23 protein-coding genes and 2 tRNA genes are annotated in these 22,886 nt (G+C 70.0%); 13 read left to right on the top strand and 12 right to left on the bottom strand.

The window, feature by feature from the left end; translation table 11 throughout:
• The first annotated feature begins 33 nt into the window (after positions 1-33).
• From ACQP03_RS26850 to ACQP03_RS26835, 4 genes are all read left to right on the top strand, one after another.
• Positions 34-2,889, top strand: a complete 2,856-nt coding sequence (locus ACQP03_RS26850; protein WP_357398858.1) for a PQQ-dependent sugar dehydrogenase — start codon at positions 34-36, stop codon at positions 2,887-2,889.
• Between the two features lie 75 nt (positions 2,890-2,964).
• Complete coding sequence (locus ACQP03_RS26845; protein WP_357398854.1) at positions 2,965-5,079, top strand: ThuA domain-containing protein; 2,115 nt, start codon at positions 2,965-2,967, stop codon at positions 5,077-5,079.
• Between the two features lie 165 nt (positions 5,080-5,244).
• Entirely contained in the window at positions 5,245-5,739 is a 495-nt protein-coding gene (locus tag ACQP03_RS26840; protein WP_357398852.1) for a sensor histidine kinase, read from the top strand.
• A 212-nt stretch (positions 5,740-5,951) separates the two neighbouring features.
• Positions 5,952-6,959: a sugar phosphate isomerase/epimerase family protein gene (locus ACQP03_RS26835; protein ID WP_355051319.1), complete on the top strand. Its 1,008-nt coding sequence runs from the start codon at positions 5,952-5,954 to the stop codon at positions 6,957-6,959.
• 313 nt (positions 6,960-7,272) lie between these two features.
• Here ACQP03_RS26835 and ACQP03_RS26830 read toward each other — a convergent pair whose 3' ends face one another.
• On the bottom strand, positions 7,273-7,671 hold the full coding sequence (locus ACQP03_RS26830) for a hypothetical protein (protein ID WP_355051320.1): 399 nt from the start codon (positions 7,669-7,671) through the stop codon (positions 7,273-7,275).
• A 329-nt stretch (positions 7,672-8,000) separates the two neighbouring features.
• Between ACQP03_RS26830 and ACQP03_RS26825 the strand changes: the two genes are divergently transcribed.
• The 5 genes from ACQP03_RS26825 (at position 8,001) to ACQP03_RS26805 (ending at position 13,817) form a co-directional block, all read left to right on the top strand.
• A tRNA-Asn gene (locus ACQP03_RS26825) sits at positions 8,001-8,073 on the top strand.
• Between the two features lie 696 nt (positions 8,074-8,769).
• Complete coding sequence (locus ACQP03_RS26820) at positions 8,770-10,893, top strand: MMPL family transporter (RefSeq protein ID WP_357132286.1); 2,124 nt, start codon at positions 8,770-8,772, stop codon at positions 10,891-10,893.
• Positions 10,883-12,121: an FAD-dependent oxidoreductase gene (locus ACQP03_RS26815; protein ID WP_357132289.1), complete on the top strand. Its 1,239-nt coding sequence runs from the start codon at positions 10,883-10,885 to the stop codon at positions 12,119-12,121. The genes ACQP03_RS26820 and ACQP03_RS26815 overlap by 11 nt, the downstream gene beginning before the upstream one ends.
• 589 nt (positions 12,122-12,710) lie before the next feature.
• The gene (locus tag ACQP03_RS26810) at positions 12,711-13,676 is read left to right on the top strand and encodes a hypothetical protein (RefSeq protein ID WP_433458919.1); all 966 of its coding nucleotides are present in this window, start codon (positions 12,711-12,713) and stop codon (positions 13,674-13,676) included.
• A 64-nt stretch (positions 13,677-13,740) separates the two neighbouring features.
• Positions 13,741-13,817, top strand: a tRNA-Ile gene (locus tag ACQP03_RS26805).
• 61 nt (positions 13,818-13,878) lie between these two features.
• Here ACQP03_RS26805 and ACQP03_RS26800 read toward each other — a convergent pair.
• The gene (locus ACQP03_RS26800; protein WP_357132299.1) at positions 13,879-14,340 is read right to left on the bottom strand and encodes a hypothetical protein; all 462 of its coding nucleotides are present in this window, start codon (positions 14,338-14,340) and stop codon (positions 13,879-13,881) included.
• Positions 14,341-14,670: 330 nt separating this feature from the next.
• Between ACQP03_RS26800 and ACQP03_RS26795 the strand changes: the two genes are divergently transcribed.
• On the top strand, positions 14,671-15,156 hold the full coding sequence (locus ACQP03_RS26795) for a hypothetical protein (RefSeq protein ID WP_433458917.1): 486 nt from the start codon (positions 14,671-14,673) through the stop codon (positions 15,154-15,156).
• Between the two features lie 154 nt (positions 15,157-15,310).
• Here ACQP03_RS26795 and ACQP03_RS26790 read toward each other — a convergent pair whose 3' ends face one another.
• The 4 genes from ACQP03_RS26790 to ACQP03_RS26775 all read right to left on the bottom strand — a co-directional run bounded on the left by ACQP03_RS26790 (position 15,311) and on the right by ACQP03_RS26775 (position 18,102).
• Positions 15,311-16,132 (bottom strand): hypothetical protein, encoded by an 822-nt coding sequence (locus ACQP03_RS26790; RefSeq protein ID WP_433458915.1) that lies wholly within the window; start codon positions 16,130-16,132, stop codon positions 15,311-15,313.
• 193 nt (positions 16,133-16,325) lie between these two features.
• Positions 16,326-16,886 carry a hypothetical protein gene (locus tag ACQP03_RS26785; protein WP_433458914.1) on the bottom strand — a complete coding sequence of 187 codons (561 nt, stop codon included), beginning with the start codon at positions 16,884-16,886 and terminating at the stop codon, positions 16,326-16,328.
• 5 nt (positions 16,887-16,891) lie between these two features.
• Positions 16,892-17,545, bottom strand: a complete 654-nt coding sequence (locus ACQP03_RS26780) for a hypothetical protein (RefSeq protein ID WP_433458912.1) — start codon at positions 17,543-17,545, stop codon at positions 16,892-16,894.
• A gap of 131 nt (positions 17,546-17,676) precedes the next feature.
• Positions 17,677-18,102 (bottom strand): hypothetical protein, encoded by a 426-nt coding sequence (locus tag ACQP03_RS26775; protein ID WP_357132314.1) that lies wholly within the window; start codon positions 18,100-18,102, stop codon positions 17,677-17,679.
• On the opposite strand from ACQP03_RS26775, the gene ACQP03_RS26770 reads away from it, so the two are divergent.
• Positions 17,984-18,310: a DUF397 domain-containing protein gene (locus ACQP03_RS26770; RefSeq protein ID WP_433458910.1), complete on the top strand. Its 327-nt coding sequence runs from the start codon at positions 17,984-17,986 to the stop codon at positions 18,308-18,310. The two genes, ACQP03_RS26775 and ACQP03_RS26770, sit on opposite strands and share 119 nt — an antisense overlap.
• Before the next feature lie 10 nt (positions 18,311-18,320).
• Here ACQP03_RS26770 and ACQP03_RS26765 read toward each other — a convergent pair whose 3' ends face one another.
• The 6 genes from ACQP03_RS26765 to ACQP03_RS26740 all read right to left on the bottom strand — a co-directional run bounded on the left by ACQP03_RS26765 (position 18,321) and on the right by ACQP03_RS26740 (position 21,004).
• Complete coding sequence (locus ACQP03_RS26765; RefSeq protein WP_357173546.1) at positions 18,321-18,773, bottom strand: SUKH-3 domain-containing protein; 453 nt, start codon at positions 18,771-18,773, stop codon at positions 18,321-18,323.
• Positions 18,773-19,291: a hypothetical protein gene (locus tag ACQP03_RS26760; RefSeq protein WP_357132323.1), complete on the bottom strand. Its 519-nt coding sequence runs from the start codon at positions 19,289-19,291 to the stop codon at positions 18,773-18,775. Before ACQP03_RS26760 ends, ACQP03_RS26765 begins: the two co-directional genes overlap by 1 nt.
• A complete protein-coding gene (locus ACQP03_RS26755; RefSeq protein WP_357173552.1) occupies positions 19,284-19,778 on the bottom strand; it encodes a hypothetical protein in 495 nt (164 codons plus the stop codon). The genes ACQP03_RS26760 and ACQP03_RS26755 overlap by 8 nt, the downstream gene beginning before the upstream one ends.
• 3 nt (positions 19,779-19,781) lie before the next feature.
• A complete protein-coding gene (locus ACQP03_RS26750; RefSeq protein WP_357173555.1) occupies positions 19,782-20,048 on the bottom strand; it encodes a hypothetical protein in 267 nt (88 codons plus the stop codon).
• 58 nt (positions 20,049-20,106) lie between these two features.
• Positions 20,107-20,526: a YbaB/EbfC family nucleoid-associated protein gene (locus ACQP03_RS26745; RefSeq protein WP_357132329.1), complete on the bottom strand. Its 420-nt coding sequence runs from the start codon at positions 20,524-20,526 to the stop codon at positions 20,107-20,109.
• A gap of 121 nt (positions 20,527-20,647) precedes the next feature.
• Positions 20,648-21,004 (bottom strand): hypothetical protein, encoded by a 357-nt coding sequence (locus tag ACQP03_RS26740; RefSeq protein ID WP_357173561.1) that lies wholly within the window; start codon positions 21,002-21,004, stop codon positions 20,648-20,650.
• Positions 21,005-21,178: 174 nt separating this feature from the next.
• On the opposite strand from ACQP03_RS26740, the gene ACQP03_RS26735 reads away from it, so the two are divergent.
• Together ACQP03_RS26735 and ACQP03_RS26730 are read left to right on the top strand one after the other, a co-directional pair.
• A complete protein-coding gene (locus tag ACQP03_RS26735) occupies positions 21,179-22,156 on the top strand; it encodes a DUF6461 domain-containing protein (protein WP_357393273.1) in 978 nt (325 codons plus the stop codon).
• 242 nt (positions 22,157-22,398) lie between these two features.
• Positions 22,399-22,773, top strand: a complete 375-nt coding sequence (locus ACQP03_RS26730; RefSeq protein ID WP_357132338.1) for a YciI family protein — start codon at positions 22,399-22,401, stop codon at positions 22,771-22,773.
• The last annotated feature ends 113 nt before the right edge of the window (positions 22,774-22,886 follow it).

The following is a 22,886-nucleotide window of genomic DNA, read 5'->3' as shown; positions in this document are numbered from 1 at the left end:
GCCCTGGCCTCTCGTCAGGAAGGGACAGCACAGATGTCCATGAAGGACAGACCCAACCAACGGTCCCGACGATGGTTCTCCGCCGGATCGGCCCTGCTCCTCGTGGCCGCGGCCGGCACGGTCACCCTCACGGCCAGCGCGACACCGGCCCAGGCGCACACCATCAACGCCAGCGACTTCCAGCAGGTCGAACTCGCCCGCGGCGTAACCGACATGGGCGAGCCGATGTCGCTGGCCGTCCTGCCGGACCGTTCGGTCCTGCACACCGCCCGCAACGGCACCCTGCGCCGCACCGACGCGAACGGCACCACCTCGGTGATCGGCACCCTGTCGGTCTACAACCACGACGAGGAGGGCCTACAGGGCGTCGGCGTCGACCCGAACTTCGCCAGCAACCGGCAGATCTTCCTCTACTACGCGCCGCCGCTGTCCACCCCCGCCGGCGACGCCCCGGCGACCGGCACCGACTTCTCGGCCTGGCAGGGAGTGAACCGCCTCTCCCGGTTCACCCTCAACAGCGACTTCACCGTCAACCAGGCCAGCAAGGTCGACGTCCTCGACGTACCGGCCGATCGCGGCCTGTGCTGCCACGTCGGTGGTGACATCGACTTCGACGCCGCCGGCAACCTCTACCTGTCCACCGGCGACGACACCAACCCGTTCGAGTCCGCCGGCTACTCGCCGCTGGACGAGCGGACCAACCGCAACCCGGCGTACGACGCGCAGCGCAGCGCCGGCAACACCAACGACCTGCGGGGCAAGATCCTGCGGATCAAGGTGAACACCAACGGGACGTACTCCATCCCGTCGGGCAACCTGTTCGCGCCCGGCACCGCAAAGACGCGGCCGGAGATCTACGCGATGGGGTTCCGCAACCCGTTCCGGATCAGCGTCGACAAGGGAACCGGGGTCGTCTACGTCGGCGACTACGGGCCGGACGCCGGCTCCACCAGCGCCACCCGTGGCCCGTCCGGCCAGGTGGAGTTCAACCGGGTCGCGGCTCCGGGCAACTACGGCTGGCCGTACTGCACCGGCACCAACACCAGCACCGAGACGTACAACGAGTGGGACTTCGCCACCAACGCCAGCGGCGCGAAGTACAACTGCACCGGCGGGCCGACCAACAACTCGTTCCGCAACACCGGCCTGACCACCCTGCCGCCGGCCCAGCCGGCCTGGATCCGGTACGCCGGTGACGCCGGCACCCCGACCGAGTTCGGCGGCGGCTCCGAGTCGCCGATGGGCGGCCCGGTCTACCGGTACAACGCCTCGTCGACCTCCACCACGAAGTTCCCGCAGTCCTTCGACGGGCAGTTCTTCGCCACCGAGTTCGGCCGCGGCTGGATCAAGCCCATCCACGTCAACTCCGACGGCTCCCGGGGCACCATCGACACGTTCCCGTGGGTCGGCAAGCAGGTGATGGACTCGGCCTTCGGCCCGGACGGCTCGTACTACGTGCTCGACTACGGCACCGGCTACTTCAACGGTGACGCCAACTCGGCGCTGTACCGCTTCGACTACGTCGCCGGTGGCAACCGCGCGCCCAGCGCCGCGGCGAGCGCCAACAAGACGTCCGGCGCTGCCCCGCTGGCCGTGACGTTCTCCTCGGCCGGCTCGTCCGACCCCGAGGGCGGGACGCTCACCTACTCGTGGAGCTTCGGCGACGGCACCACCTCCACGGCGGCGAACCCGACGAAGACCTACAGCACCAACGGCACGTACACGGCGACGCTGACCGTACGGGACCCGCAGGGCGCCACCGGCAGCGCCAGCGTGCAGATCAACGTCGGCAACACCGCGCCCACGGTGACCATCAACAACCCCGGCAACGGGCAGCTTTTCAGCTTCGGTGACACCGTGCCGTACAGCATCACGGTGACCGACCCCGAGGACGGCACGATCGACTGCACCAAGGTCAAGATGACCTACGTGCTCGGTCACGACCAGCACGGGCACCAGATCACCTCGAAGAACGGCTGCTCCGGCTCGATCACCATCCCGGTCGACGGCGAGCACGACGACGCGGCGAACATCTTCGCCATCTTCGACGCCGAGTACACCGACGCCGGTGGCCTGACCACGCACACCCAGCACACCCTGCCGCCGCGGCACCGCCAGGCCGAGTTCTTCGGCAGCTCCTCCGGGATCAACGTGTTCAGCAAGACCCCGGCCGAGGGCGGCAAGACCGTCGGCGACATCAACAACGGCGACTGGATCGCGTTCCAGCCGTACCGGCTCGGCAACGTCACCTCGTTCACCGCCCGGGTCTCCTCGGCGGGCAGCGGCGGCACCCTCCAGGTGCGGGCCGGCTCGGCCACCGGCACGGTCCTCGGCTCCGCGACCGTACCGGTGACCGGCGGCTGGGAGACGTTCACCACCGTCACGGGGGCGATCACCAACCCGCCGACCGGCACCACCACGCTCTACCTGACCTTCGCGGGTACGGGCACCGGCGCGCTCTACGACCTGGACGCGTTCACCTTCGTCACCGGCTCGGCCCCGACCGGTGGGACCGGCCCCATCACGGGCCTGGGCGGCAAGTGCCTGGACGTCCGTAGCGCCGCCACCGCCGACGGCACGCAGATCCAGATCTACACCTGCAACGGCAGCGCGGCCCAGACCTGGGCGGTCACGCCGAACTCCACCATCAAGTCGTTGGGCAAGTGTCTCGACGTCTCCGGTGCCGGCACCGCCGACGGCACCAAGATCCAGCTCTACACCTGCAACGGCACCGGGGCGCAGAACTGGGCCGCGCAGGCCGACGGCACGCTGCGCAACGTGGCGTCCGGCAAGTGCCTGAACGTCTCCGGAAGCAGCTCCGCGGACAGCACCGTGGTGAACCTCTGGACCTGCACCGCCGCCGCGAACCAAAAGTGGACCCTGCCCTGAGTTGAAAGGAAGGGCCCCTTGTTACCGCCTAGTGTTGTACAAGGGGCCCTTCCTAACAGGTTTTAGGAGAGCGACATGCGCAGACTCCTGCGATCCACGGTCGGCCTGAGCGCCGCCGTCCTCGCCGTCATCGCCTGCACCACCCCGGCCACCCCGGCCAGCGCCGCCGACGCCCCGTACGACGTGCTGGTCTTCTCCAAGACCGCCGGCTTCCGGCACGACGCGATCCCGGTCGGCATCCAGACCATCCGTGACCTGGGCGCGGCCAACAACTTCACGGTCACCGCCACCGAGGACGCCGCCGCGTTCACCACCAGCAACCTCGCCCAGTACGAGGCGGTCGTCTTTCTCAACACCACCGGCGACGTGCTCAACGCCACCCAGCAGACCGCCTTCGAGTCGTACATCGGCTCGGGCCGCGGGTACGTGGGTGTGCACGCCGCCGCCGACACCGAGTACGACTGGCCGTTCTACGGCAACCTGGTCGGCGCGTGGTTCGCCTCGCACCCGGCCATCCAACAGGCCAACGTCAAGGTGGAGGACCGGGGGCACGCCGCGACCGGGCACCTGCCGCAGACCTGGACCCGCACCGACGAGTGGTACAACTACCGCACCAACGCCCGGTCCACCGCGCACGTGCTCGCCACGCTGGACGAGTCGTCGTACTCCGGCGGCGGGATGGGCGCCGATCACCCGCACTCCTGGTGCAAGAGCTACAGCGGGGGCCGCTCCTTCTACACCGGAAGCGGGCACACCCAGGCGTCGTACGCCGAGCCGGCGTTCCGCAACCACCTGCTCGGCGGCATCCGGTACGCGGCCGGCCGGAGCAAGGCCGACTGCCGGCCCGAGACCGGCTACACCCCGCTCTACAACGGCTCCACCACCGGCTGGTCGCAGGCCGGGCCGGGCAACTTCACCAACTCCGACGCCACCCTCACCTCGGTCGGCGGCATGGGCCTGTACTGGTACAGCGCGAAGCAGTTCACCAACTACTCGCTGAAGCTGGACTGGAAGCTGGCCGGCGACGACAACTCCGGCATCTTCATCGGCTTCCCGCCGTCGAGTAGCCCGCAGTCGGCGATCGACAACGGCTACGAGGTCCAGATCGACGCCACCGACGCGGTCGACCGCACCACCGGCGCGGTCTACACGTACAAGGCCGCCGACATCGCCGCCCGGGACGCGGCGCTGAACGCGCCGGGGGAGTGGAACACCTACGAGCTGCTGGTCGAGGGGGAGCGGTTGCAGGTCTTCCTCAACGGAGTGAAGATCAACGACTTCACCAACACCGATCCGGTACGGTCGCTGGCCGGCCACATCGGCATCCAGAACCACGGTACGGGCGACGACGCCTACTTCCGCAACATCCGGATCAAGGAGCTGGGCGGCAGCAACCCGCCGACCGGCAACACCACGGTCCAGGCGGAGGCGTTCAGCTCGGCCAACGGCGTCAGCGCGTTCACCAAGGCCGGCGCCAACGGCGGGCAGACGCTCGGCTACATCGAACCGGGCGACTGGGCCGCGTACAACGGCGTGGACCTGACCGGCGTCACCTCGTTCACCTCCCGGGTCGTCTCGGGTGGCACGGGCGGCACCATCGGAGTCCGTACCGGCTCGGCCACCGGGCCGCTGCTGGGCACGGTCACGGTGCCGAACACCGGTAGCTGGAGCACGTACGCCAACGTCACCACGACGCTGTCGAACGTCCCGTCCGGCGCCCAGAACCTGTACCTCACGTTCAACGGCAGCGGCACCGGCCTCTTCGACGTGGACGACTTCACCCTCGTCAAGGGCACCGGCGGCGGTTCCGGCGTCGGGCCGGTCAAGGGGCTCGCCGGCAAGTGCCTGGACGTCCGCAGCGGCGCCACCGCCGACGGTACCCAGATCCAGATCTACACCTGCAACGGCAGTACGGCGCAGACCTGGACCGTGACGCCGAACTCGACCATCAAGGCGCTCGGCAAGTGCCTCGACGTCTCCGGCGGCGGCACCGCCGACGGCACCAAGATCCAGCTCTGGACCTGCAACGGCAGCGGCGCGCAGAACTGGGCGGCCCAGTCCGACGGCAGCCTGCGCAACACGTCCTCGAGCAAGTGCCTCGACGTGTCCGGCAACAACTCCGCCGACAGCACCGTCGTCCACCTCTGGACCTGCAACGGCGCGGCCAACCAGAAGTGGACCCTGCCCTGACCCACCGAGCCCGCTGGGGCCGTCGGACATGACCGGCGGCCCCGGCGTACCACCCGATGACGCCGTCGGCGCGGCGGTACCTCACCGCCGCCGCGCCGACGGCGTCCCGCGCGTCGGACCGATGCCGCGGATCGACTGCCAGTCGGCTGCCGTACCTTGACCGGCATGGGGCGTTACGCGCGATGGCGCCGGATGGTCCAGGCGCAGGGACGCCGGCTGCACAACGCGCTGCGCCCGGCCGACGAGCCCGACCCGCTGACCGGGCCGGCGCCCAGCCTGAACCGCCTCGATGCCCTGGTCGAGGGCTTCGCCGCAGGCCAGCCCGTGCGCTGGAGCCTGGCCGGGGCGCCCCGGCCACTGCCCGAGGCGGTGGACGTGGCGGCGTACCGGGTCATCGAAGAGGCCCTGACCAACGCGTGCCGGCACGCGCCGGGCGCGGCCGTCGCGGTCCGCCTGCGCTACGACGACGAGGGCATCACCATCGAGGTACGCGACGACGGCGCGCCAGCGGTGCGCAGCCCGGCGCGGGTCGGTGGCGGCCTGGTCGCGGTACGCCGCCGGGTCGAGCGGGTCGGCGGCACCCTGAGCGCCGGCCCGAACCCGGGCGGTGGCTTCACCGTCCGGGCGGTCCTGCCGGCCCCCGAAGAAATGGCCGGGTGACGATCCGGGGCTTTCGCGATGCGCCCGGCGGAAATAGGGTGGGGGCGGCGACCGTGACGGTTGCCGGTGGCCCGGTGGGAGGCGCAACCCGCCGGGTTCAGGTGCGCTCGGCACCCACCGGCGTTCCGCCCCGATGCCACGTACCGATCTGACCGGTCACCCTCGCCCCGGTCCGCACAACGGAATCCCCATCACATCAGGGGAGAAGGACAATGGCGCGACCCATCACGCTCTTCACCGGCCAGTGGGCCGACCTGCCGTTCGAAGAGGTCTGCCGGCTCGCCTCCGAGTGGGGCTACGACGGTCTGGAGATCGCCTGCTGGGGCGACCACTTCGAGGTCGACAAGGCGCTCGCCGACGACTCGTACATCGAGCGCAAGAAGGAGACCCTGGCCAAGCACAACCTCCAGGTCTTCACGATCTCCAACCACCTGGTCGGTCAGGCGGTCTGCGACCACCCGATCGACGAGCGGCACCAGGACATCCTGCCCGGCCGCATCTGGGGTGACGGGGAGCCCGAGGGCGTACGCCAGCGGGCCGCCGAGGAGATCAAGGACACCGCGCGGGCGGCGGCGAAGCTCGGTGTGAACACCGTCGTCGGCTTCACCGGCTCGTCCATCTGGCACACCCTCGCGATGTTCCCGCCGGTGCCGCCGGCGATGATCGAGCGCGGCTACCAGGACTTCGCCGACCGGTGGAACCCGATCCTCGACGTCTTCGACGAGGTGGGCGTGCGGTTCGCGCACGAGGTGCACCCCAGCGAGATCGCGTACGACTACTGGACGACGAAGCGGACGCTTGAGGCGATCGGCAACCGGCCCGCGTTCGGGCTCAACTGGGACCCGTCGCACTTCGTCTGGCAGGAGCTGGACCCGGTGAACTTCATCTTCGACTTCGCCGACCGCATCTACCACGTCGACTGCAAGGACGCGAAGGTGCGTACCGGCGACGGCCGTCGCGGCCGGCTCGCCTCGCACCTGCCCTGGGCCGACCTGCGCCGCGGCTGGGACTTCGTCTCCACCGGCCACGGCGACGTGCCCTGGGAGGACTGCTTCCGGGCGTTGAACGCGATCGGCTACGACGGCCCGATCTCGGTCGAGTGGGAGGACGCCGGCATGGACCGCCTGGTCGGTGCCCCCGAGGCGCTGCAGTTCGTCCGCCGGCTCGCCTTCGACGCGCCGAGCGCCGCCTTCGACGCCGCGTTCAGCAGCAAGGACTGACGAGCCACCGCCCGGCCCGACGACCACCGCCGGGCCGGGCCGGGTTCGTCTGGCCTGGTGGCCTGGTGGCCTGGTGGCCTGGTGGCCTGGTGGCCTGGTGGCCTGGTGGCCTGGTGGCCCGGTGCCCCGGTGCCCCGGTGCCGGCGGCTAGGTGGTCTGGTGGCGGGGCAGCTAGGTGGCTCGGTTAGCGGGTGGCTAGGTGGTCCGGCGGCCGGATGGCTCAGTCGCCCGGTGGCTGGTCGGCCGGAGCACGGTCTGGACAGACCACGGGCCGGTCGCCTCGCGGCGGCCGGCCCGTCGACGTACGGGTGGGTCAGAGCGTGCTTGCGTTGGTGCCCGAGCCGGACGGCTTGGTGCGGGGGGTGGTGGCCGACGGCGACCCGGAGGTCGTGCCGACCGGGCTGCTGCCCGCCTTGGCGCCCACGGTGGCGGGCGTGCCAGCGAACGCGTCGTCGGCGGCGGTCAGCTCCTGCTTGCCGGTGCTGCCGTTGCCCAGCTTCTCGCCCAGCTTGGTCTGGCCGAGCTTGTCCTTGCCCTCGCTGTAGAGCCGGTTGGCCTGGGCCTGCGCGACCCCGGCCGCCTCCTGGACGGTCGGGTGGTCGAGCACCTTGCGGCCCCGGACCACGAGCTCTTCGTACTTCTCCCGGCCGGCACGGGCGCCCAGGACGAATCCCGCAGCCAGCCCGCCAAGAAACATGATCTTTCCGCGCATGGCGGCTCCTTCCGTACCTGACGCGCCGTCGCCCCGTCGGGTCGCCCCGCCGGACGCGACCAATTCGCGCCTGCGTCCTCTGTCCGCAGCTAACTACCCATCCTGCTCTCCGCTCAAGCCTGCTTGTGCCCGGATGGCGATTTGCCCTGATTGTGAACGCCCTCCCAGCCCTGACCTGCGAATCTGGATCATGGTGGGTTACGGGCGGGCTGCGGGTGTGCTGTGGGTGTGCTGCGGGTGGAACCCACTGGACCACCACCCGGGGATGTCCTGTACTCTTGTCCCCGTCGCACGGTGCCGGCGAGATCCGGTTACCAAGCGGTGCACGATCCCCTGTAGCTCAATTGGCAGAGCAGCCGGCTGTTAACCGGCAGGTTATTGGTTCGAGTCCAATCGGGGGAGCTTCTCCACCCAAACGCCCGTCGGCCCACGCCGACGGGCGTTCCCGTATCCAGATCCTCCCAGCCCCTCGGCCGTCCCTGCCCCCGGGCCGTCCCCGGCCCCGGCTCTCCCGGCCCCGGCTCTCCCGGCCCTGGTCCCTGAAGGCGCTCCCGCCCCGGGGCCCCTCCCCACCCTCGGCCCTGCTCCGACCCCACCCTGGGCACTGCCTCGGCCTCGCCTTGCCCCGGCCCAACCTCTGCCTCGGCCTCGCGGCCCACCCCTGCGCGCCGATCTTGCACTTGGTGCGGTGGCATATCGGGATGTAGGCGCCTTTCGACAACCGAAAGCGCAAGATCGACGTGATCATGCCGGCAAGCGCGGAGGCGCGCGGGTGTGTGGGGCAGGAGGTCGGCGTTCGGGGCAGCAACTTCACCGATGTTGCTGTTTCCCGCGTGGCGGAGGCAGCAGCATCGGGGAAGTTGTGAGGATCTTGGGCGCGGGGCGCGGGGCGCGGGGCGCGGGGCGCGGGGCACGACGGCGCGGGGCACGACGGCGCGGGGCACGACGGCGCGGGGCGCGGGGGCGCGGGGCACGAGAGCACGAGAGCACGGAATGAGAGGTTCGGCCCGCTTGGGGCTCGTGGGCCCGGCAGGATGGCGATGTCGACTTAGACTCCCGCTGCGTCGATTTATGCGTCGATTCTTGGAGTGAGCGCGAATGTCCGGACGACGGGGCTTCGGCCGGGCCACGCTGGTCGCGGTGGTGGTCGTGCTGGCCTGGTTGGTGATCGGCGCGGTGGCCGGCCCGTACGCCGGGCGGCTTGGTGAGGTCTCCACCAACGACAATGCCGCCTTCCTGCCCACCGACGCCGAGGCGACCCGCGCCCAGGATCTCGCCGGTGGGTTCGTCGACCGGCAGACCACTCCGGCGCTGGTCGTCTACGAGCGGTCGTCGGGGATCACCGACGCCGACCGGCAGCGGGTCGCCGCCGACGCGGCCCGCTTCGCCCGGGTGCCGGGCGTCGTCACTCCGCTGCCGCCGCCGATTCCCAGCGAGGACGGTCAGGCATTACAGGTCGTCGTGCCGGTGGACGATGCCGAGGGTGAGCAGATCGGCGCGGTCGTCCGACAGGTGCGCGACATCGCCGGGGGCGACCGGGACGGGCTCACCGTGGACGTCGCGGGCCCGGCCGGTCTGCTCGCCGACCTGATCGAGGTGTTCTCCGCCATCGACGGGCCGCTGCTGCTCGTCACGCTTGTCGTGGTGCTGGTTATCCTGCTGATCGTCTACCGCAGCCCGGTCCTGTGGGTCTTCCCCCTGCTCGCCGCGGGGATGTCGTACGCCCTCGCCGCGGTCTTCGTCTACCTGCTCGCCGACGCCGACATCGTCAAGCTCAACGGGCAGGCGCAGGGCATCCTCACCGTGCTGGTCTTCGGCGCGGGCACCGACTACGCGCTGCTGCTGATCGCCCGTTATCGGGAGGAGTTGCACCGGCACGACCGGCCGTGGGGCGCGATGCGTGCCGCGTGGCGGGGTGCCGCGCCGGCCATCATCGCGTCCGGCGGCACGGTCATCGTCAGCCTGCTGTGCCTGCTGCTGTCCAGCCTGAACTCCAACCGGGCGCTCGGCCCGGTCGCCGCCATCGGCATCGCCGCCACGCTGCTGGTGATGCTCACCTTCCTGCCCGCGCTGCTGGTGCTGGGCGGTCGGTGGGCGTTCTGGCCCCGGCGTCCCCGGGTGGACCAGGCCGACCCGCAGGCCGAGCATGGCATCTGGAGCCGGATCGCCGGCTTCGTGGCCCGGCACGCCCGCCCGATCTGGTTGAGCACGGCTGTCGTGCTGGCGGTGCTCACGCTCGGCCTCACCCAGCTCGGCGCGACCATTCTCGGTCAGTCCGACCTGTTCACTCAGCGCACCGACTCGGTGGACGGTCAGGAGGTGATCGCCCGGCACTACCCGGCCGGTACCGGCAGCCCGGCGGCCATCTTCACCACCGAGCAGTCCGCGCAGCGGGTGGCCGCAGTAGCGCAGGGTGTGCCCGGGGTGGCTGCCGTCCGCCCGTTCAGCGGCGGCCAGCAGGGCGGGCCGCCGGACGGCAACGCCGCCCCGAAGGTCGTCGACGGTCGGGTGCAACTGGAGGCGACCCTGACCGACCCACCGGACAGTGACGGTGCCGAGCGGACCATCCGTGACCTGCGGGAGGCCGTACACCGGGTGCCCGACGCGGACGCCGTGGTGGGCGGCTTCACCGCGATCAACGTGGACACCTCGGACGCCGCGAAGCGCGACCAGAACGTCATCATCCCGGTGGTGCTGGTGGTCATCGCGGTGATCCTGGCCCTGCTGCTGCGTGCCCTCCTCGCGCCGCTGCTGCTCATCGGCACGGTGCTGCTCAGCTTCGCGGCCACCCTCGGCCTGTGCGCGCTGCTGTTCCGCCACGTCTTCGGCTTTCCTGGCGTGGACTCGTCGTTTCCGCTGTTCGCGTTCGTCTTCCTGGTCGCGCTCGGCATCGACTACAACATCTTCCTGACGAGCCGGGTGCGCGAGGAGTCGGTCAAGCGGGGTACCCGGGCCGGTGTGCTCGCCGGTCTCTCGGTCACCGGCGGGGTGATCACGTCCGCCGGCATCGTGCTCGCGGCGACGTTCTCCGCCCTCGCCGTCCTGCCGCTGGTGGTGCTCGTCGAGTTGGGTACGGCGGTCGCGATCGGGGTACTGATCGACACGATCATCGTCCGGTCGCTGCTGGTGCCCGCGCTCGCGTACGACATCGGGCCGAAGATCTGGTGGCCGGGCCGGTTGTCCCGGACGAACGGCGAGCGGGAGGCGCGCGATGCTGGCTGAGACCGACGTGGTGGTCGTCGGCGGTGGCCTGGCGGGTCTCGCCGCCGCCCGCCGGCTGCACCGCGCGGGCGTGCCCTGGCGGCTGCTGGAGGCGGGTGGCCGGCTGGGGGGTCGGGTCGCCACCGACGTCGTCGACGGGTACCTGATCGACCGCGGTTTCCAGGTGCTCAACACCGCCTACCCGAAGCTCGGCACGCTGCTCGACACGGACCGCCTGAACCTCGGATACTTCACCTCCGGCGTGCTGGTCCGTCGGGGCGACGACCTGCTGCGGCTGGTCAACCCGCTGCGCGAGCCGACCGGCGGCCCGCGTACCGCCCTCGCCGGCGTCGGTTCGTTGCTCGACCGGATCCGCTTCGCCGCGCTCGCCACCGGCGCCGCCACCCTGCCGGCGTCCCGCCTGCTCGCCGCGTCGGAGACCACCACGGAGACGGCGCTGCGCCGGGCCGGTCTCTCCGACGCGATCATCGAGGAGTTGCTGCGGCCGTTCCTGTCCGGTGTGTTCATCGACCGGGAGTTGGCGACCTCCAGCCACGTGTTCGCGATGGTGCTGCGCTCGTTCGCCCGGGGGCGCATCGGCCTGCCCGCCGAGGGGATGGCCGCGCTGCCCCGGGCCATCGCCGAGCCGCTCCCGGTCGACCTGCTCGACCTGGACACGCCGGTAGCGCAGGTCGCGCCCGGCCTGGTCCGCACGCAGGCCGGCGACATCAGCTGCCGGGCCGTCGTGGTCGCCGTCGACCCGCCCGCCGCGGCCGCGCTGCTGCCGGCTCTGACGAGGGTACGGATGCACAGCTACACGACGTACTACCACAGCGCTCCCGAACCGCCGCTTCGCGAGCCGATCCTGCTTGTCGACGGTGACCGTCGGGAGATCGTGGCGAACACGGTGGTGCTCAGCAACGCCGTGCCGACCTACGCCCCGGCCGGCCGGCACCTCGTGGCCACCTCGGTGGTCGGCCCGACGGCCCCGCCCGAACCGACCATCCGGGCCGAGTTGACCCGGCTGTACGGACGATCCACCGCCGACTGGACGCACCTCACCACCGTGTCCGTACCGGACGCGCTGCCCGCCGCCCCACCCCCGCAGGGACGGCTGCGCAAGCCGGTCGCGCTCGGGCAGGGGCTGTTCGTGGCCGGTGACCACCGGGACAGCCCGTCGATCCAGGGCGCTCTCGCCAGCGGTTGGCGTGCCGCCGGCGCGGTCCTCGAGGCCCTGCGCGCCGGCTGACCTCGCGCCTCGAAAGGGGACACCGCAGCCGTAGTTGATCACCTATGATCGCCGCCATGCCCGCCACCCTCCCGGCGCCCACCTTCGACGTCGCCGACGCGTACCCCGAGGTCAGCGACCTGCACAAGGCGCTCGACGCCGCCGACTGGCCCGCGGTGCGGGCGGTGTTCGCGGACCGCGACCCGGACGGCCGCACGCTGCTCGTCGCCGCGGCCGGCGACAAGCCCGGGACCGAGCCGTTCCTACGCCAGGTGTACGACGCGGACCCCACCGACCCGCTCGCCGGGACCCTGCTCGGCAACCACCTCATCCGCGCCGGCTGGCGGATCCGCAGCGGCTACCGGGCCCGGTACGTCAGCCGGGAGCAGTTCGACCAGTTCCACGACCATCTGCGTCGCGCCGAGCGGGTGCTCATCGACGTCACCGCCCGGCACCCCGACGACGCGGCCGCCTGGACCCAGCGCATCACCATCGCCCGAGGTCTGCAACTGGGCCAGAACGAGGCGCGTCGCCGCTACGACCGACTCGCCCAGCACTACCCCCACCACGCGCCCGCCCAGGCGACGCTGCTTCAGCAGCTCTGCCCGAAGTGGAGCGGACCGCCACCACCGGGTACGACCCGCGCGGCGACGGCAACGCCACGCTGCGGGCGCTCGCCGACGCGCTGGCGGAGAAGCAGGACGCCGTTCTCGGCGGCTTCGTCGACGTGCTCGCCAAGCTGCGGGTAGGCCGGATCGAGCAGGCCGACCTGGACGCCACCGTGGCCAAGCGCGAGGACCTGCTCGGCACCGCCGAGGTCGATGCCGCGCGACTTCCCGGGTACGCCCTGAACGTGCTCACCGGGGAACCCAACCTCACCATCGACGAGCACCGGGCCGAGTTGAAGGCCATCAACCTCGCCGACCTGCACGAGGTCGCCGGCGAGGTGATGGGCTCCGCGCTGCTCATGGTGCCGCGAGGGCTCACCGCCGACTGGGCCGGCTTCGTCGCCGCGCCCACCCACTCGACGGAGATCCTGGAAGGCACCGGCTACTCGGCGAAGGAGGGCAACGCCGCCCTGCGGATCGGCGTCGACGGGGTGACCCTGCTCCAGAGCGACAAGCCGCTGACCGTCCGCTACGCCGACTGCGCCGCCATGCTCACCTGGCCCGACGGAGCACGGCAACTGATCGGCGCGGACGCCATCGTGCTGCACATCGAGCCGACGATGTTCCACCTGCACCCGGCGGCGCTCCCGGTCATCGACGCCCAGGTGCCGGCCGACCGGCACATCAGCATGCCGGCACGTACGCCGGACGAGATCCCGCAGCCCTCCGCGCCGGAGAAGCCGGCCCGCGCGCCCGGCGACCGCCCCTGGTGGGAGGTCGCGATGATCGTGGTCAGCGGCGTCGCCGTTCTCGTGGCGGGCGCCGTGAGCCTGCTGGTGACGTACGTCATGGTCGCCGCCGGCACCGAGCCGGGCGAAGAGTGGCTCTGGGGCGTCGTCGTGGCAGGCTGGCTGCTCACTGTTATCCTCGCGTTGCCCATCGTGCTGCTGTGGCGACGGCGGCGGTGATGGGACGGGGCCGCATCGGCGCTGGCCCGTGATCCACCGGGCGGGATAAGATCCGCGCGGTTCCGGGGCGGTAGCTCAGCCGGTTAGAGCAGGGGACTCATAATCCCTCGGTCGCGGGTTCGAGTCCCGCCCGCCCCACCACTTACCTCTGGTCGGCCATGGTTCCGACGAACCAGGCGAGCCGCATCGAGGTCCGATGCCATCAATCGAGGCAGTGGACGTGAACGGCGATGTGCTGTGGCTGAGCGCCGCCCGTGTCTCGGTGTAGGACTTCAAGTTCGACACGGCGCTGGTCCGCTGAGGCGGGCTCGTTCTCCTCGCCGACCAGGCAGGTGGGATACGTGCCGTCGTTGTGCAGTGTCCCGCGCGCGTCCTGCCAGCTTTCGGCGATCACGGAGTAGATCGTGTCGCCATCGAGAGGGTTCCGGAGCGCCCCGTCTTCGGCAAACGCGATGGACCTGGTCTCGTCGTTCGACCAGGTGACCGTCCCGACGAGCAGCTCCGCCTTGGCAGTGTGCGGTTCGTCGCCGAGCTTGGCGGCCCCGAAGCCGCCGATCAGCCCTACGGCGACCAGCGCCAGAGAGAACGCAACCGTGGGGAGGCGGCGATGTGGTGGAGTAGGGGCGGCCGCCTCCTGCATCGTGTCGGGGAATGGCACTGCCATGGGTGCAAGGTACGCGATCGGCGCCTACCGGGCTGGCCCAGAAGTTTGTCTCCTGCCGCCATCCGCGCTGACGTCGCGGTTCGGTTGGCGGACGACTGTCGCACGACAGCCGACGGAGGGCAGCCATCGACGGCTTTGTCTAGTCTCACCTGATGCTTGACGGTTGGTCTGGACAGCCAGCCCTCCGTCGATACTCTTGGTCGCCATCGACCCCCTGATGGCTGCCGAAGGCCGCACACCGGTCGACCCTGCGGATCCGGCCGGTGTGCTCAGGCGATGCGGAGGTGCTTGACGGTGGTTCGCCGGCGCTGGCTGTTCTGGGGTGCGGCCGTGGTAGTGCTGGCTGGTTGCAGCTCGGAGGTGAACGACCCGCATGAGGGTGCACTACCCAAGGGGGAAAGCTTGGGGGAGATGCGCCAGCAAGCGGGTGAGGCCCTGGCCCGCTATGAGCAGGCGGTTATCAACGCTGATGGTGCAGCCACCGTCACCGTGACGCCGCCGCCATGGAACTCCCCACCCGGCATCTCCATCGAATCAGCCACCAGTACCAGGGCCAGCACCCGGTTGACTGTCACCTTCACTGGCACTCGGGAGCCGGCAACCAGACCGTGCGGTGCCGACTACCACGCCGAGGCGGTCGAGTCTGCCAACGCCGTCGTCGTCATCGTTATCGCCCAGCCTCACGCCGCCAACGAGGTATGCACACTTGTCGGCTACCGACGAACTGCCAATCTGAACTTGGCTCAGCCTCTGCGCCAACGGGTAGTCCTCGAAGCGAGGCAAGGGCAGCCAGTTCCCCTGACCACTCCCGAGTGAGCACCGCAAGGCGGGTCGCGCCGGCACGGCCCCGGACTCATGGCGGAGATGGCTCCAAGGCCCGCAGTGTGGCCGCAGGAGCAGGCGACCGTTTCTGATGGGGAGACGAGGCTCTGGCCGAGGGCGCCGCCTGTTCGCTCGATCGCGTCCGTGGTCAGGAGGTCGTCGCGATGTGGCCCCGAGGGGCTGCTTCCCAACGCACGCCGGGCGGAACGAGGCCGAACCAGGCTCCGATGGCGGCCATCGAGGCGACGAGGTACGCCGCCCACCACCCGAGCAGCGCCCACATACCGTGGCCGACGAGGTCGGCCAGGCCGAGCGCGAGGAACACGAGAAAAAGGTAGGCCAGACGGCCGTACGAGAGGCTCCCGCTCTTCGGCAACTCATGGGCCTTGCGGAACGGAATGAGGCTGACCCCGTAGGGACGACGGAGCAGCGTGAAACTCGCGGGCCAGAGCCGCCCGTACCCGGCCACGTCGACCACGCTGACGCCGGGCCCGTGCCGGATCGTAGCCGGACGCGACCTGGTCAGCTCGCGCAACCACGGTTCCCAGACGACACGTTGGTGCAGGACGACGCCCCTGCCCCGGCCGCCCACCGTCAGCCACACGGAGTATCCCTTGGGGCTGGTGTTGATCCCGCCGGCGGAGCTTACGGTGTGCGCCGCAGCTGTGGCCAGCCCCGCGCTTCTCGGCTGCTTCCCCTGCGCCAGATGCGCGGTCACCATGACGCGCCGCGCGGGAGCACGAGCGGCGCCCCACCACTGCACCAGGCGGACGAGCCAGGTCAGCACCAGAAAGGCTCCCGGAGCCAGCGCCACGCGGATGACGCCCGCTTCGTGCCCGACCCGCGGGTCGGTGCTCAGCCGGTACCCCAGCGCGATGAGGGCGACCAACGCCACGACGCTGCCGATCACGAACATCGGCGCGCGAGCCCGCCGATTCGCCGAGCTAGCTGTACTTCCGCTGCTGGCCATGGCGTCCGTCCTGCCTGTTCGCCCTCAGACCTAGCCACGACGCTAGCAACGCCGAGCAAGGCTCACATCGAGCGTCCGTTCCAGATCTCCACCGGTGCAGTGCAATGCAGTGCGGTCGCGGACGGGCCCTGAGCCGATCGCGTCGAGCCGATGATGAGCGGGCGGTTGGCAAGGATGCCGGTCCAGATCAATCCTAGATTGGATCGGCCGGCGTGAGTACGACGCGTCGGGTGTGATCCAGGTGGCGCGTGATCGTGTACCTGCCGGTGGCGCCAACCATCGGGGCCTCGCCGGTCCATTCCAGGGCTGATGAGCAGTCTTCGAACCGCACCACGTACTCCCTGTTCGAGGTGAAGACGTGGGTGACGGTGGCGGTGACCGCAGAGCCGATCGGGAAGCGCATCTTGAGGATCAGCCACTCCTTGTTGCTCAGGCTGGCGGGGAGGTAGGTCCGGGAGCGGAGCGACGCGTCGAGTGGGAAGAGACGCACCTGGCCTGGCCGGTGCTGGAGAACCTCGAACGTCATCACTGCGCCGACCGAAGGCCACTCGGCCGGGTCATGAGGCAGGACGAGGACGTCAACGAAGCCCTCCAGCTCCTGGCCCAGGTCCACGAGCAGCCCGATCGCTCCGGGCCTCGGTACACGGACGACCTGGCCCGTGACGTGTTCACCCACGGGCAAGCGACGTCGGGCCACATCGAGCTCATCCCGCTCTGCCACGGGCGACAGCCTCCTCAGACGCCTCGGATCCATGCCTCCTACAGCCACTCCATGTCGATGTTGCCGGAGTAGACGCGCGCAACCCGATAGTCGGGACGTCCGAACAGCTCCGCTTCGCCGTTGTAGATCGCGATCAGAGAGCCTGCCCCATGCCACCAGGTGTCGACAATGCCGGCCGTCTCTGGCACGGGTCGCATATCGGAGAGGTCAAGGTCGGCAACCGCGTCGCCAGAAACCCTGGTAACCGTCTGTGCGATCTGCTCTGCCGACTGGGCGAGTGCCAGTGACTCGACCCAGCCTTCGATGCGGACGTGCAGAGGCACCCAACTGTCCATGGCGATGCCGAAGCTTCCGTCAGGTCCGATCAGGAAGGAGTACGGCAACGCCGTTCGTTGCGGTCCTGCCTCGAACCACCAGTCCGGCTCGGGGAGGTCGTTCTCCCACTCCGGTGTGTCGGCACGCAGCATTCGCGGCCCTCCGTCGTAGCTGAACGACGGAGGTAGGGCGAGTCCGCCCCAGCGAGCCTGATAGCTCTCCGCCCGGTCGACGACTTCCGACGGAATGCCGTTGGCCTCCCACTGCTCGCGCCAGTCACTGACAGAGGGCACGTCGAGCCAAACTCCATGGACCGCCACGAAGCGGCGAGCCCGGACACTCAGGTTGGACGGTGCGTCACGGACGTGTCGCGTCACGCGGGCAGCTTATTCGATCTTCCGTGCGCCGCTGGCTTGGCAGCGAACGCCTCGGATCCATGCTTGCGGCAGGCGGTGGTTTCTGCGAGCGGCCAGGCTAGGGCAGCAAGACCTCAAGGCTCTGCCCCTCCCTACTCCAGGGACGGGGGATCCACGTACTCGCCGAACGGCTCGACCGATCCGTCCCAGCCGAGCCAACCCTGCTGGGTCATCCGTCCGTCGGCGTAGGTGTAGGACCAGTGGGCACCGTCCTCACCGTCGAAGTGGACGACGCCGGAGCGAACGAACGGCGCGATCGCGACGTAGAAGGCGATGGCCTGGTGCGACCACTTGGGGTCGCCCGCGTCGTCGTGATCGAACTCGATCCAGTCCCCGTCGCGGGTGATCGAGGCCCTGGCCTCGCTCGCTATGTCGACGATCCGGTCACTCACGTCAGTCATGTCGGGCTCGTACCAACGACTCTGTTCGGCCATGGCTGCCTTGGCGGCGGCCGTTGCGGCGGCGTCGTCCGACTCCGGTAGGTGCAGACGACCGGAAGGCCACACGGAATATCCCACGGCGGGCAGTCTACGGTCGTCGATGTTCCGTACACCGACCCGAACAGCGCGCCAGCGCCGGGTCAGTCCGATGGCGGCGGCCAAGCGGGCCACGTCGGCTGTTGCCGGGGTCGACGTTCGCGATTCCACGGCACCGGATGCTGGGATGTTGAGCTTCGCGCCGGCCGCCTGGGCGGCGCTCATCAGCAGCGCCAAGCAGCCTCGCTGACTGCGGCCCGTTACCGCCCGGCCGGGGCCTCTTCGCCCTCGAGCAGTCGGCCCAGGCCGGTCAGGCCGGGGCCGATCCTCTTGATCTGGTCGTTGAAGAGCAGATAGATCGTGCCGTCCTCGTCCATGGCCAGGCTGGCGTGCCCGTCGTGTTCCTCGCCGAGCGGGTAGAGCAGACCGGCCGTGGATCCGGAGAGGCTGTCGAACCAGACCTTCTGACCGAGGCACAACAGTGGGTCGAGCCGTACACCGATGCGGGCCGAGTCCCGACCGGGACCGCTCACCGGCACGACCAGTCCACCGAACTCGGTGAGGAAGGCTCGCGCGGGAGCGTGCATGGCAAAGCCCTCCGGGGCAAGCGCCGACTCCCACTCGCCGACGTCCATCCGGCGGCGTGGTGACCAACCCGCCATCCTGAGGGCTTGCGCCGCACGGTCCGGCAGTGCGCGGTCGTCTCCCCGCATCACAGCACCTCTCTCAGGTCGAACTCGTTGCGCAACGACTTACAACTGTTGCAGCACGGGTTGTGCGCGCCGTGTCCGGGGTTACCCGGAGCGCGAATCCGTGCGGCCCCAATCGCGCCACCGCGCGGGTCGATGCCCCGGTCCAGCAGCTTTGACAACGACTGCGGTAACGCGCAGTTGCCGTGCCACGGCGCGCGAAGGTTCTGCGGCACCCGGTCGAGCGCACCGGCCACCTCGCGGTTGTGCGGATAGATCCGGTCGGGGCCGTCGCTCACCGAGACGGCGGTGTGCCGCCCATCAGCCGTGGTCACGGCCTCGGCGGTGCCATTGACCCGTCCGTTGCGCTGCTGGCGGTCGGCCTCCTGACGGGCACGGTACGAGGCCTGCCGCGAGGGAGACGCGTTTCTGGTCGGCCGTGCGTCCGGATTTCCGCGGCGTCGCCGCTTGACCTTCTTGAGGTCTCTGACCCATTCCCGGGCGAACTTGGCGGCGATCTTGCCGGTGCGGTTCCTAACCATCGGCCAACCGCCAGAGGGCTTCCTGCATCAGGTTGCCGACGATGGTGCGGGTCAGCGTCTGGAACACCGGAATCTCCAGCAGCGAGGCGCCGAACGTCGGGCCAGCGGTGGCGATTGCCTGCGCGATCTGGATCGCCAGCAGGACCAGTTGCACAATGACCGCGATCTTCAGGGCCAGTACGATCGCGGCAGCGATCATGAGTCCGGCACCGCCGACCAGCGCGCCGGTGCTGTTGCTCTGAAGGCTGTCGACCGGGCTCTCCTGTTGGCCCCACCAGGCACGGAATGCCTCGATATCGGCACCCTCGTTGCCGCTCAGCGCGGCTTTGGCGGCCGTCTCCGCCTGCTGAATGAACTCGGCCACGTCACTGCTGAATTCGCACCAGGCCTGGCCGAGCTCAAAGAGCTTCTGCTCGTCAGAAGCTGGCCAGGTGTAGCCCAGGATGTCGAGCAGGCTGCGCAGCTCGCCCGGAATCTGCAGACCCACCCGTCAGCCTTCCATTCGTTTGAGCAGCACGCGAAACAGGTCGCCGGTGTCGGCCTCGTTGGCTTCGTGGGCACGAGCCATCCCGGTCAGGTCGTCGCCAGCGAAACCGACCTCATCGAGCGCCTCGAGCAGTGACTCGAAGACGTACGCCGCCGCTTCGTCGTATGCCACGCCGAGCAGTGACCCGGTCTCGTCGTCGCCGAACGCGGGACCGATCGATGCCAGTCGGGCCTGGAAGGCGGTCAGCTTGTCGGCGAAACCGTCCGCCAACGACCGCATGGTGGTGCCGGCAGCCGAGATGCCCTCCGGGTCGATCTGCACGGCGCCGTCACCCGCCTCGGCGGCCCAGCCGGTCCTGCGCGTCGGCGAGCCCGTCGAGGAACGTGGTGAACTGCCGGGCGGCATCCCGCTGAATCTCGGTCAACTGCCGCCCGAGGTCACTCAGGTCAACCTGTTCCGTGGTGGACGTCGTCGCCTGCTGCAGGTCTGCCATGGCGTCGTTGACGGCGGTGAGGATGTGCTCGGTCAGGGTCGTGAGGTCGAGCCGCCGGAGGCCTGGGTCGACCTCCAGTGCGGTCAGCCGGCCCGGCGGCGCAGCGGTGGCCCGCACCATCCCGTCCGCCGCCTCGCCGTGACCCTCAGGCTGGGGCACGTCCGCTCCGTCCGCCCCGCCGGACTGCTGTGCGGACAGCGCACGCAGCGTGTCGGTGAGCACTTTGTCGATCCCGTTGGGGTTCGTCGATGTCACCTCAGCCCCCCCCGGATCTGCGTTCAGTGCTGCCCACGAGATTTTAGAAGACAACGCCGTCGCCCGCCGTCCCCCGGGGGCGTGCGCCGGCGACGGCGAGGGCCTCGCATCACTGTGGACATCAGAAGTACCGGATGGACCAGTCGAACATGCGTACCGGCAGGAGTACGAGGACGACGGTCGCGGCGACGGCGAGCAGCACGCGCACGGTGCGAAGACCTCGCCACCACGGGATGATCCATAGCAGCAGCCACATGGTGCCCGCGATCGCCACATGCACGCCGATCACTCTGAGGCTGGTTTCCTCGCAACTGTTGTCGGCGATTGCCTCTTTGCACAGCGTCGGCGGGCCGTTGCTGTCTCCGATGTTTCCCAACACTCCGACGATGCCAGCCAGCACCGGTGCCGCCACGAGGGTGAACAGTGGCGTCACCAACCATCCGGCAAGATCGCGGCGCCGGTCCATGAGCCGCCCCATCAGCGAGACGATACAACCGGATCGACACACACCACGCCCCGTCGCCGCGGCGGACGATTGATCGACTCGGCCTCCGGGAAATCGGGGTATCAGGACGCCGTTTTCGGACCGACTTCCAGGAACCCGAGTGGATCAGGCAGTCCTAGGCGTCGATGAACGTCGTACCGTGTTCCGATGGTCTCGGACGCGGTGCGGTACTACGACGACTTCCTCACCGGGCGGGACTGGCTCGCCGAGGGGTTGAGCTGGGCTGTGGTGCAGCCGGCGAGTACCGAGGCCACCGTCGACGGGATCATCAAGCGGCTGCGGGCCAGGCGTGTCGAGCCGGGTGACGACCAGTCGGGCGAGCTTGCCGACCTGGCCCAGATCGGCCCGGACGTGCTGGTGTTCCAGGACAATGGCTGCGCGTTGAGCCGGCCCGAGGTGCTGCGCTGGCTCAGCGACGGCACGCGGGTGCACACCGTCGAGTGGACTGTGAACGGCAACGGCGGCCTCACGTACGCGGTGTACGGCCGGGTGCTCGCCTGGATGGACCTGAACGACCCGGAGCGGCGGCACGGCGACGACCCGTCCGCGTTCGCCGACGACCTGGACGACGTACGCGCCGCGCGCGGAACCGGGTACGTGCGGTCGGCGGCGATGGCGTTCGTCGAACGGCGGACCGGGGTGCGGCTGCCGGCCGAGTGGATGAGCGACGAGGGGGTCGACCCGCAGGCCGGGCCGTGGGTGACGGTGCGGCTGCCGCACATCCCGGCCGACCCGAGGCCGCCGTCGAACTTCGGTCACTACGAGCCCGACCTGGACGCTCGGCTGCGGTCCGCGCCGGATGAGGTACGGCGGGCGGCGGTGGCGCACGCCGTACGGGCGGTGATCATGCGGCTCCGGTTCAGCGACGACGAGCTGGCGAGGCAGGCGGTCGAGGCCGTCGAGCGGGGGCTGACCGTGGACGAGGAGACCCGGTGGAGGATCGTCCGCCTCACGGCGCAGGGCGGTGATGTCCGGGCCGGCGCCGATGCCGTGCATGCCCTGCACGCGGCGCTGGGTGCGGGAATGGCCGGCGTCGACGCGCTGGGCGCCGCGCGGCACGCGCTCGGCGAGGAGTGGCTGGCGGTGCGCCAGGACCTGTACCGCCTCGTGCGGGAGACCGGCTGACGGGGTCGGATCGACGCCAAGATCTGCACAACATCCCCGATGTTGCTGCCTCAGCCGCGCCGGAGACAGCAACATCCCCGAAGTTGCTGTCACACCACACCACACCACGAACACCACGCCACGAACAGCAGATCGGCGGGCGGCGGGACTTTTTCCGGCCTGGCGTCGAATCGAGGGCTGCTCGTTCGTGGTACGGGTGGAGGCGGTCGGCGAAGGCCGCCCGGGAGACGAGGAGTTCTGAGATGGCGCGGTACCTGATCTCGTTCAACGACGGCGCGATGGACCACATCCCCGCCGAGGAGTTGCCCGAGGTGGGCAAGGCGGCGCACGCCGTGCTCCAGGAGGCCGTCGACGCGGGCGTCTGGGTGTTCGGCGGCGGCCTTCAACGGCAGCGGGCCAACATCGTGGCCACGGACGGGTCGGTCACCGACGGCCTCTACCCGGAGACCAAGGAGGTCATCGGCGGGTTCGTGGTCGTCGACGTGACCACCCGCGAGGAGGCGCTCGGATGGGCTGCCAAGTTCGCCGCCGGCTGCCGCTGCGCCCAGGAGGTCCGGGAGATCATGGCCGACCCCGAGATGGAGGAGATGCTCCGCCGCGCCGACCGTCGAGGGTGACCTTCATCGGGAAGATCCTGGTGGTCTGCGTCTCGCACCACGACGGCACGACATGGAGGTGCTCGTCCCGCCCCTGAAGCGGGTGGTTCTAGGTGTGCTGAAGTGCGGTATGC

Source organism: Micromonospora sp. CA-248212 (assembly GCF_050948405.1).
GTDB lineage: Bacteria > Actinomycetota > Actinomycetes > Mycobacteriales > Micromonosporaceae > Micromonospora.
Note: the sequence above shows the minus strand (reverse complement) of the source record. Positions and strands in the feature narration are given on the sequence as shown.

Bases quoted from the DNA above. Each gene is read 5' to 3' on its own strand.
- ACQP03_RS26835 (WP_355051319.1), top strand. From the start codon at position 5,952: ATGGCGCGACCCATCACGCTCTTCACCGGCCAGTGGGCCGACCTGCCG.
- ACQP03_RS26730 (WP_357132338.1), top strand. From the start codon at position 22,399: ATGGCGCGGTACCTGATCTCGTTCAACGACGGCGCGATGGACCACATC.
- ACQP03_RS26760 (WP_357132323.1), bottom strand. From the start codon at position 19,291: ATGGTTAGGAACCGCACCGGCAAGATCGCCGCCAAGTTCGCCCGGGAA.
- ACQP03_RS26790 (WP_433458915.1), bottom strand. From the start codon at position 16,132: ATGGCCAGCAGCGGAAGTACAGCTAGCTCGGCGAATCGGCGGGCTCGC.
- ACQP03_RS26770 (WP_433458910.1), top strand. From the start codon at position 17,984: ATGTCGGGCTCGTACCAACGACTCTGTTCGGCCATGGCTGCCTTGGCG.
- ACQP03_RS26830 (WP_355051320.1), bottom strand. From the start codon at position 7,671: ATGCGCGGAAAGATCATGTTTCTTGGCGGGCTGGCTGCGGGATTCGTC.
- ACQP03_RS26765 (WP_357173546.1), bottom strand. From the start codon at position 18,773: ATGCGGGGAGACGACCGCGCACTGCCGGACCGTGCGGCGCAAGCCCTC.
- ACQP03_RS26735 (WP_357393273.1), top strand. From the start codon at position 21,179: ATGGTCTCGGACGCGGTGCGGTACTACGACGACTTCCTCACCGGGCGG.
- ACQP03_RS26800 (WP_357132299.1), bottom strand. From the start codon at position 14,340: ATGGCAGTGCCATTCCCCGACACGATGCAGGAGGCGGCCGCCCCTACT.
- ACQP03_RS26815 (WP_357132289.1), top strand. From the start codon at position 10,883: ATGCTGGCTGAGACCGACGTGGTGGTCGTCGGCGGTGGCCTGGCGGGT.
- ACQP03_RS26840 (WP_357398852.1), top strand. From the start codon at position 5,245: ATGGGGCGTTACGCGCGATGGCGCCGGATGGTCCAGGCGCAGGGACGC.
- ACQP03_RS26845 (WP_357398854.1), top strand. From the start codon at position 2,965: ATGCGCAGACTCCTGCGATCCACGGTCGGCCTGAGCGCCGCCGTCCTC.
- ACQP03_RS26785 (WP_433458914.1), bottom strand. From the start codon at position 16,886: ATGGATCCGAGGCGTCTGAGGAGGCTGTCGCCCGTGGCAGAGCGGGAT.
- ACQP03_RS26820 (WP_357132286.1), top strand. From the start codon at position 8,770: ATGTCCGGACGACGGGGCTTCGGCCGGGCCACGCTGGTCGCGGTGGTG.
- ACQP03_RS26850 (WP_357398858.1), top strand. From the start codon at position 34: ATGTCCATGAAGGACAGACCCAACCAACGGTCCCGACGATGGTTCTCC.
- ACQP03_RS26740 (WP_357173561.1), bottom strand. From the start codon at position 21,004: ATGGGGCGGCTCATGGACCGGCGCCGCGATCTTGCCGGATGGTTGGTG.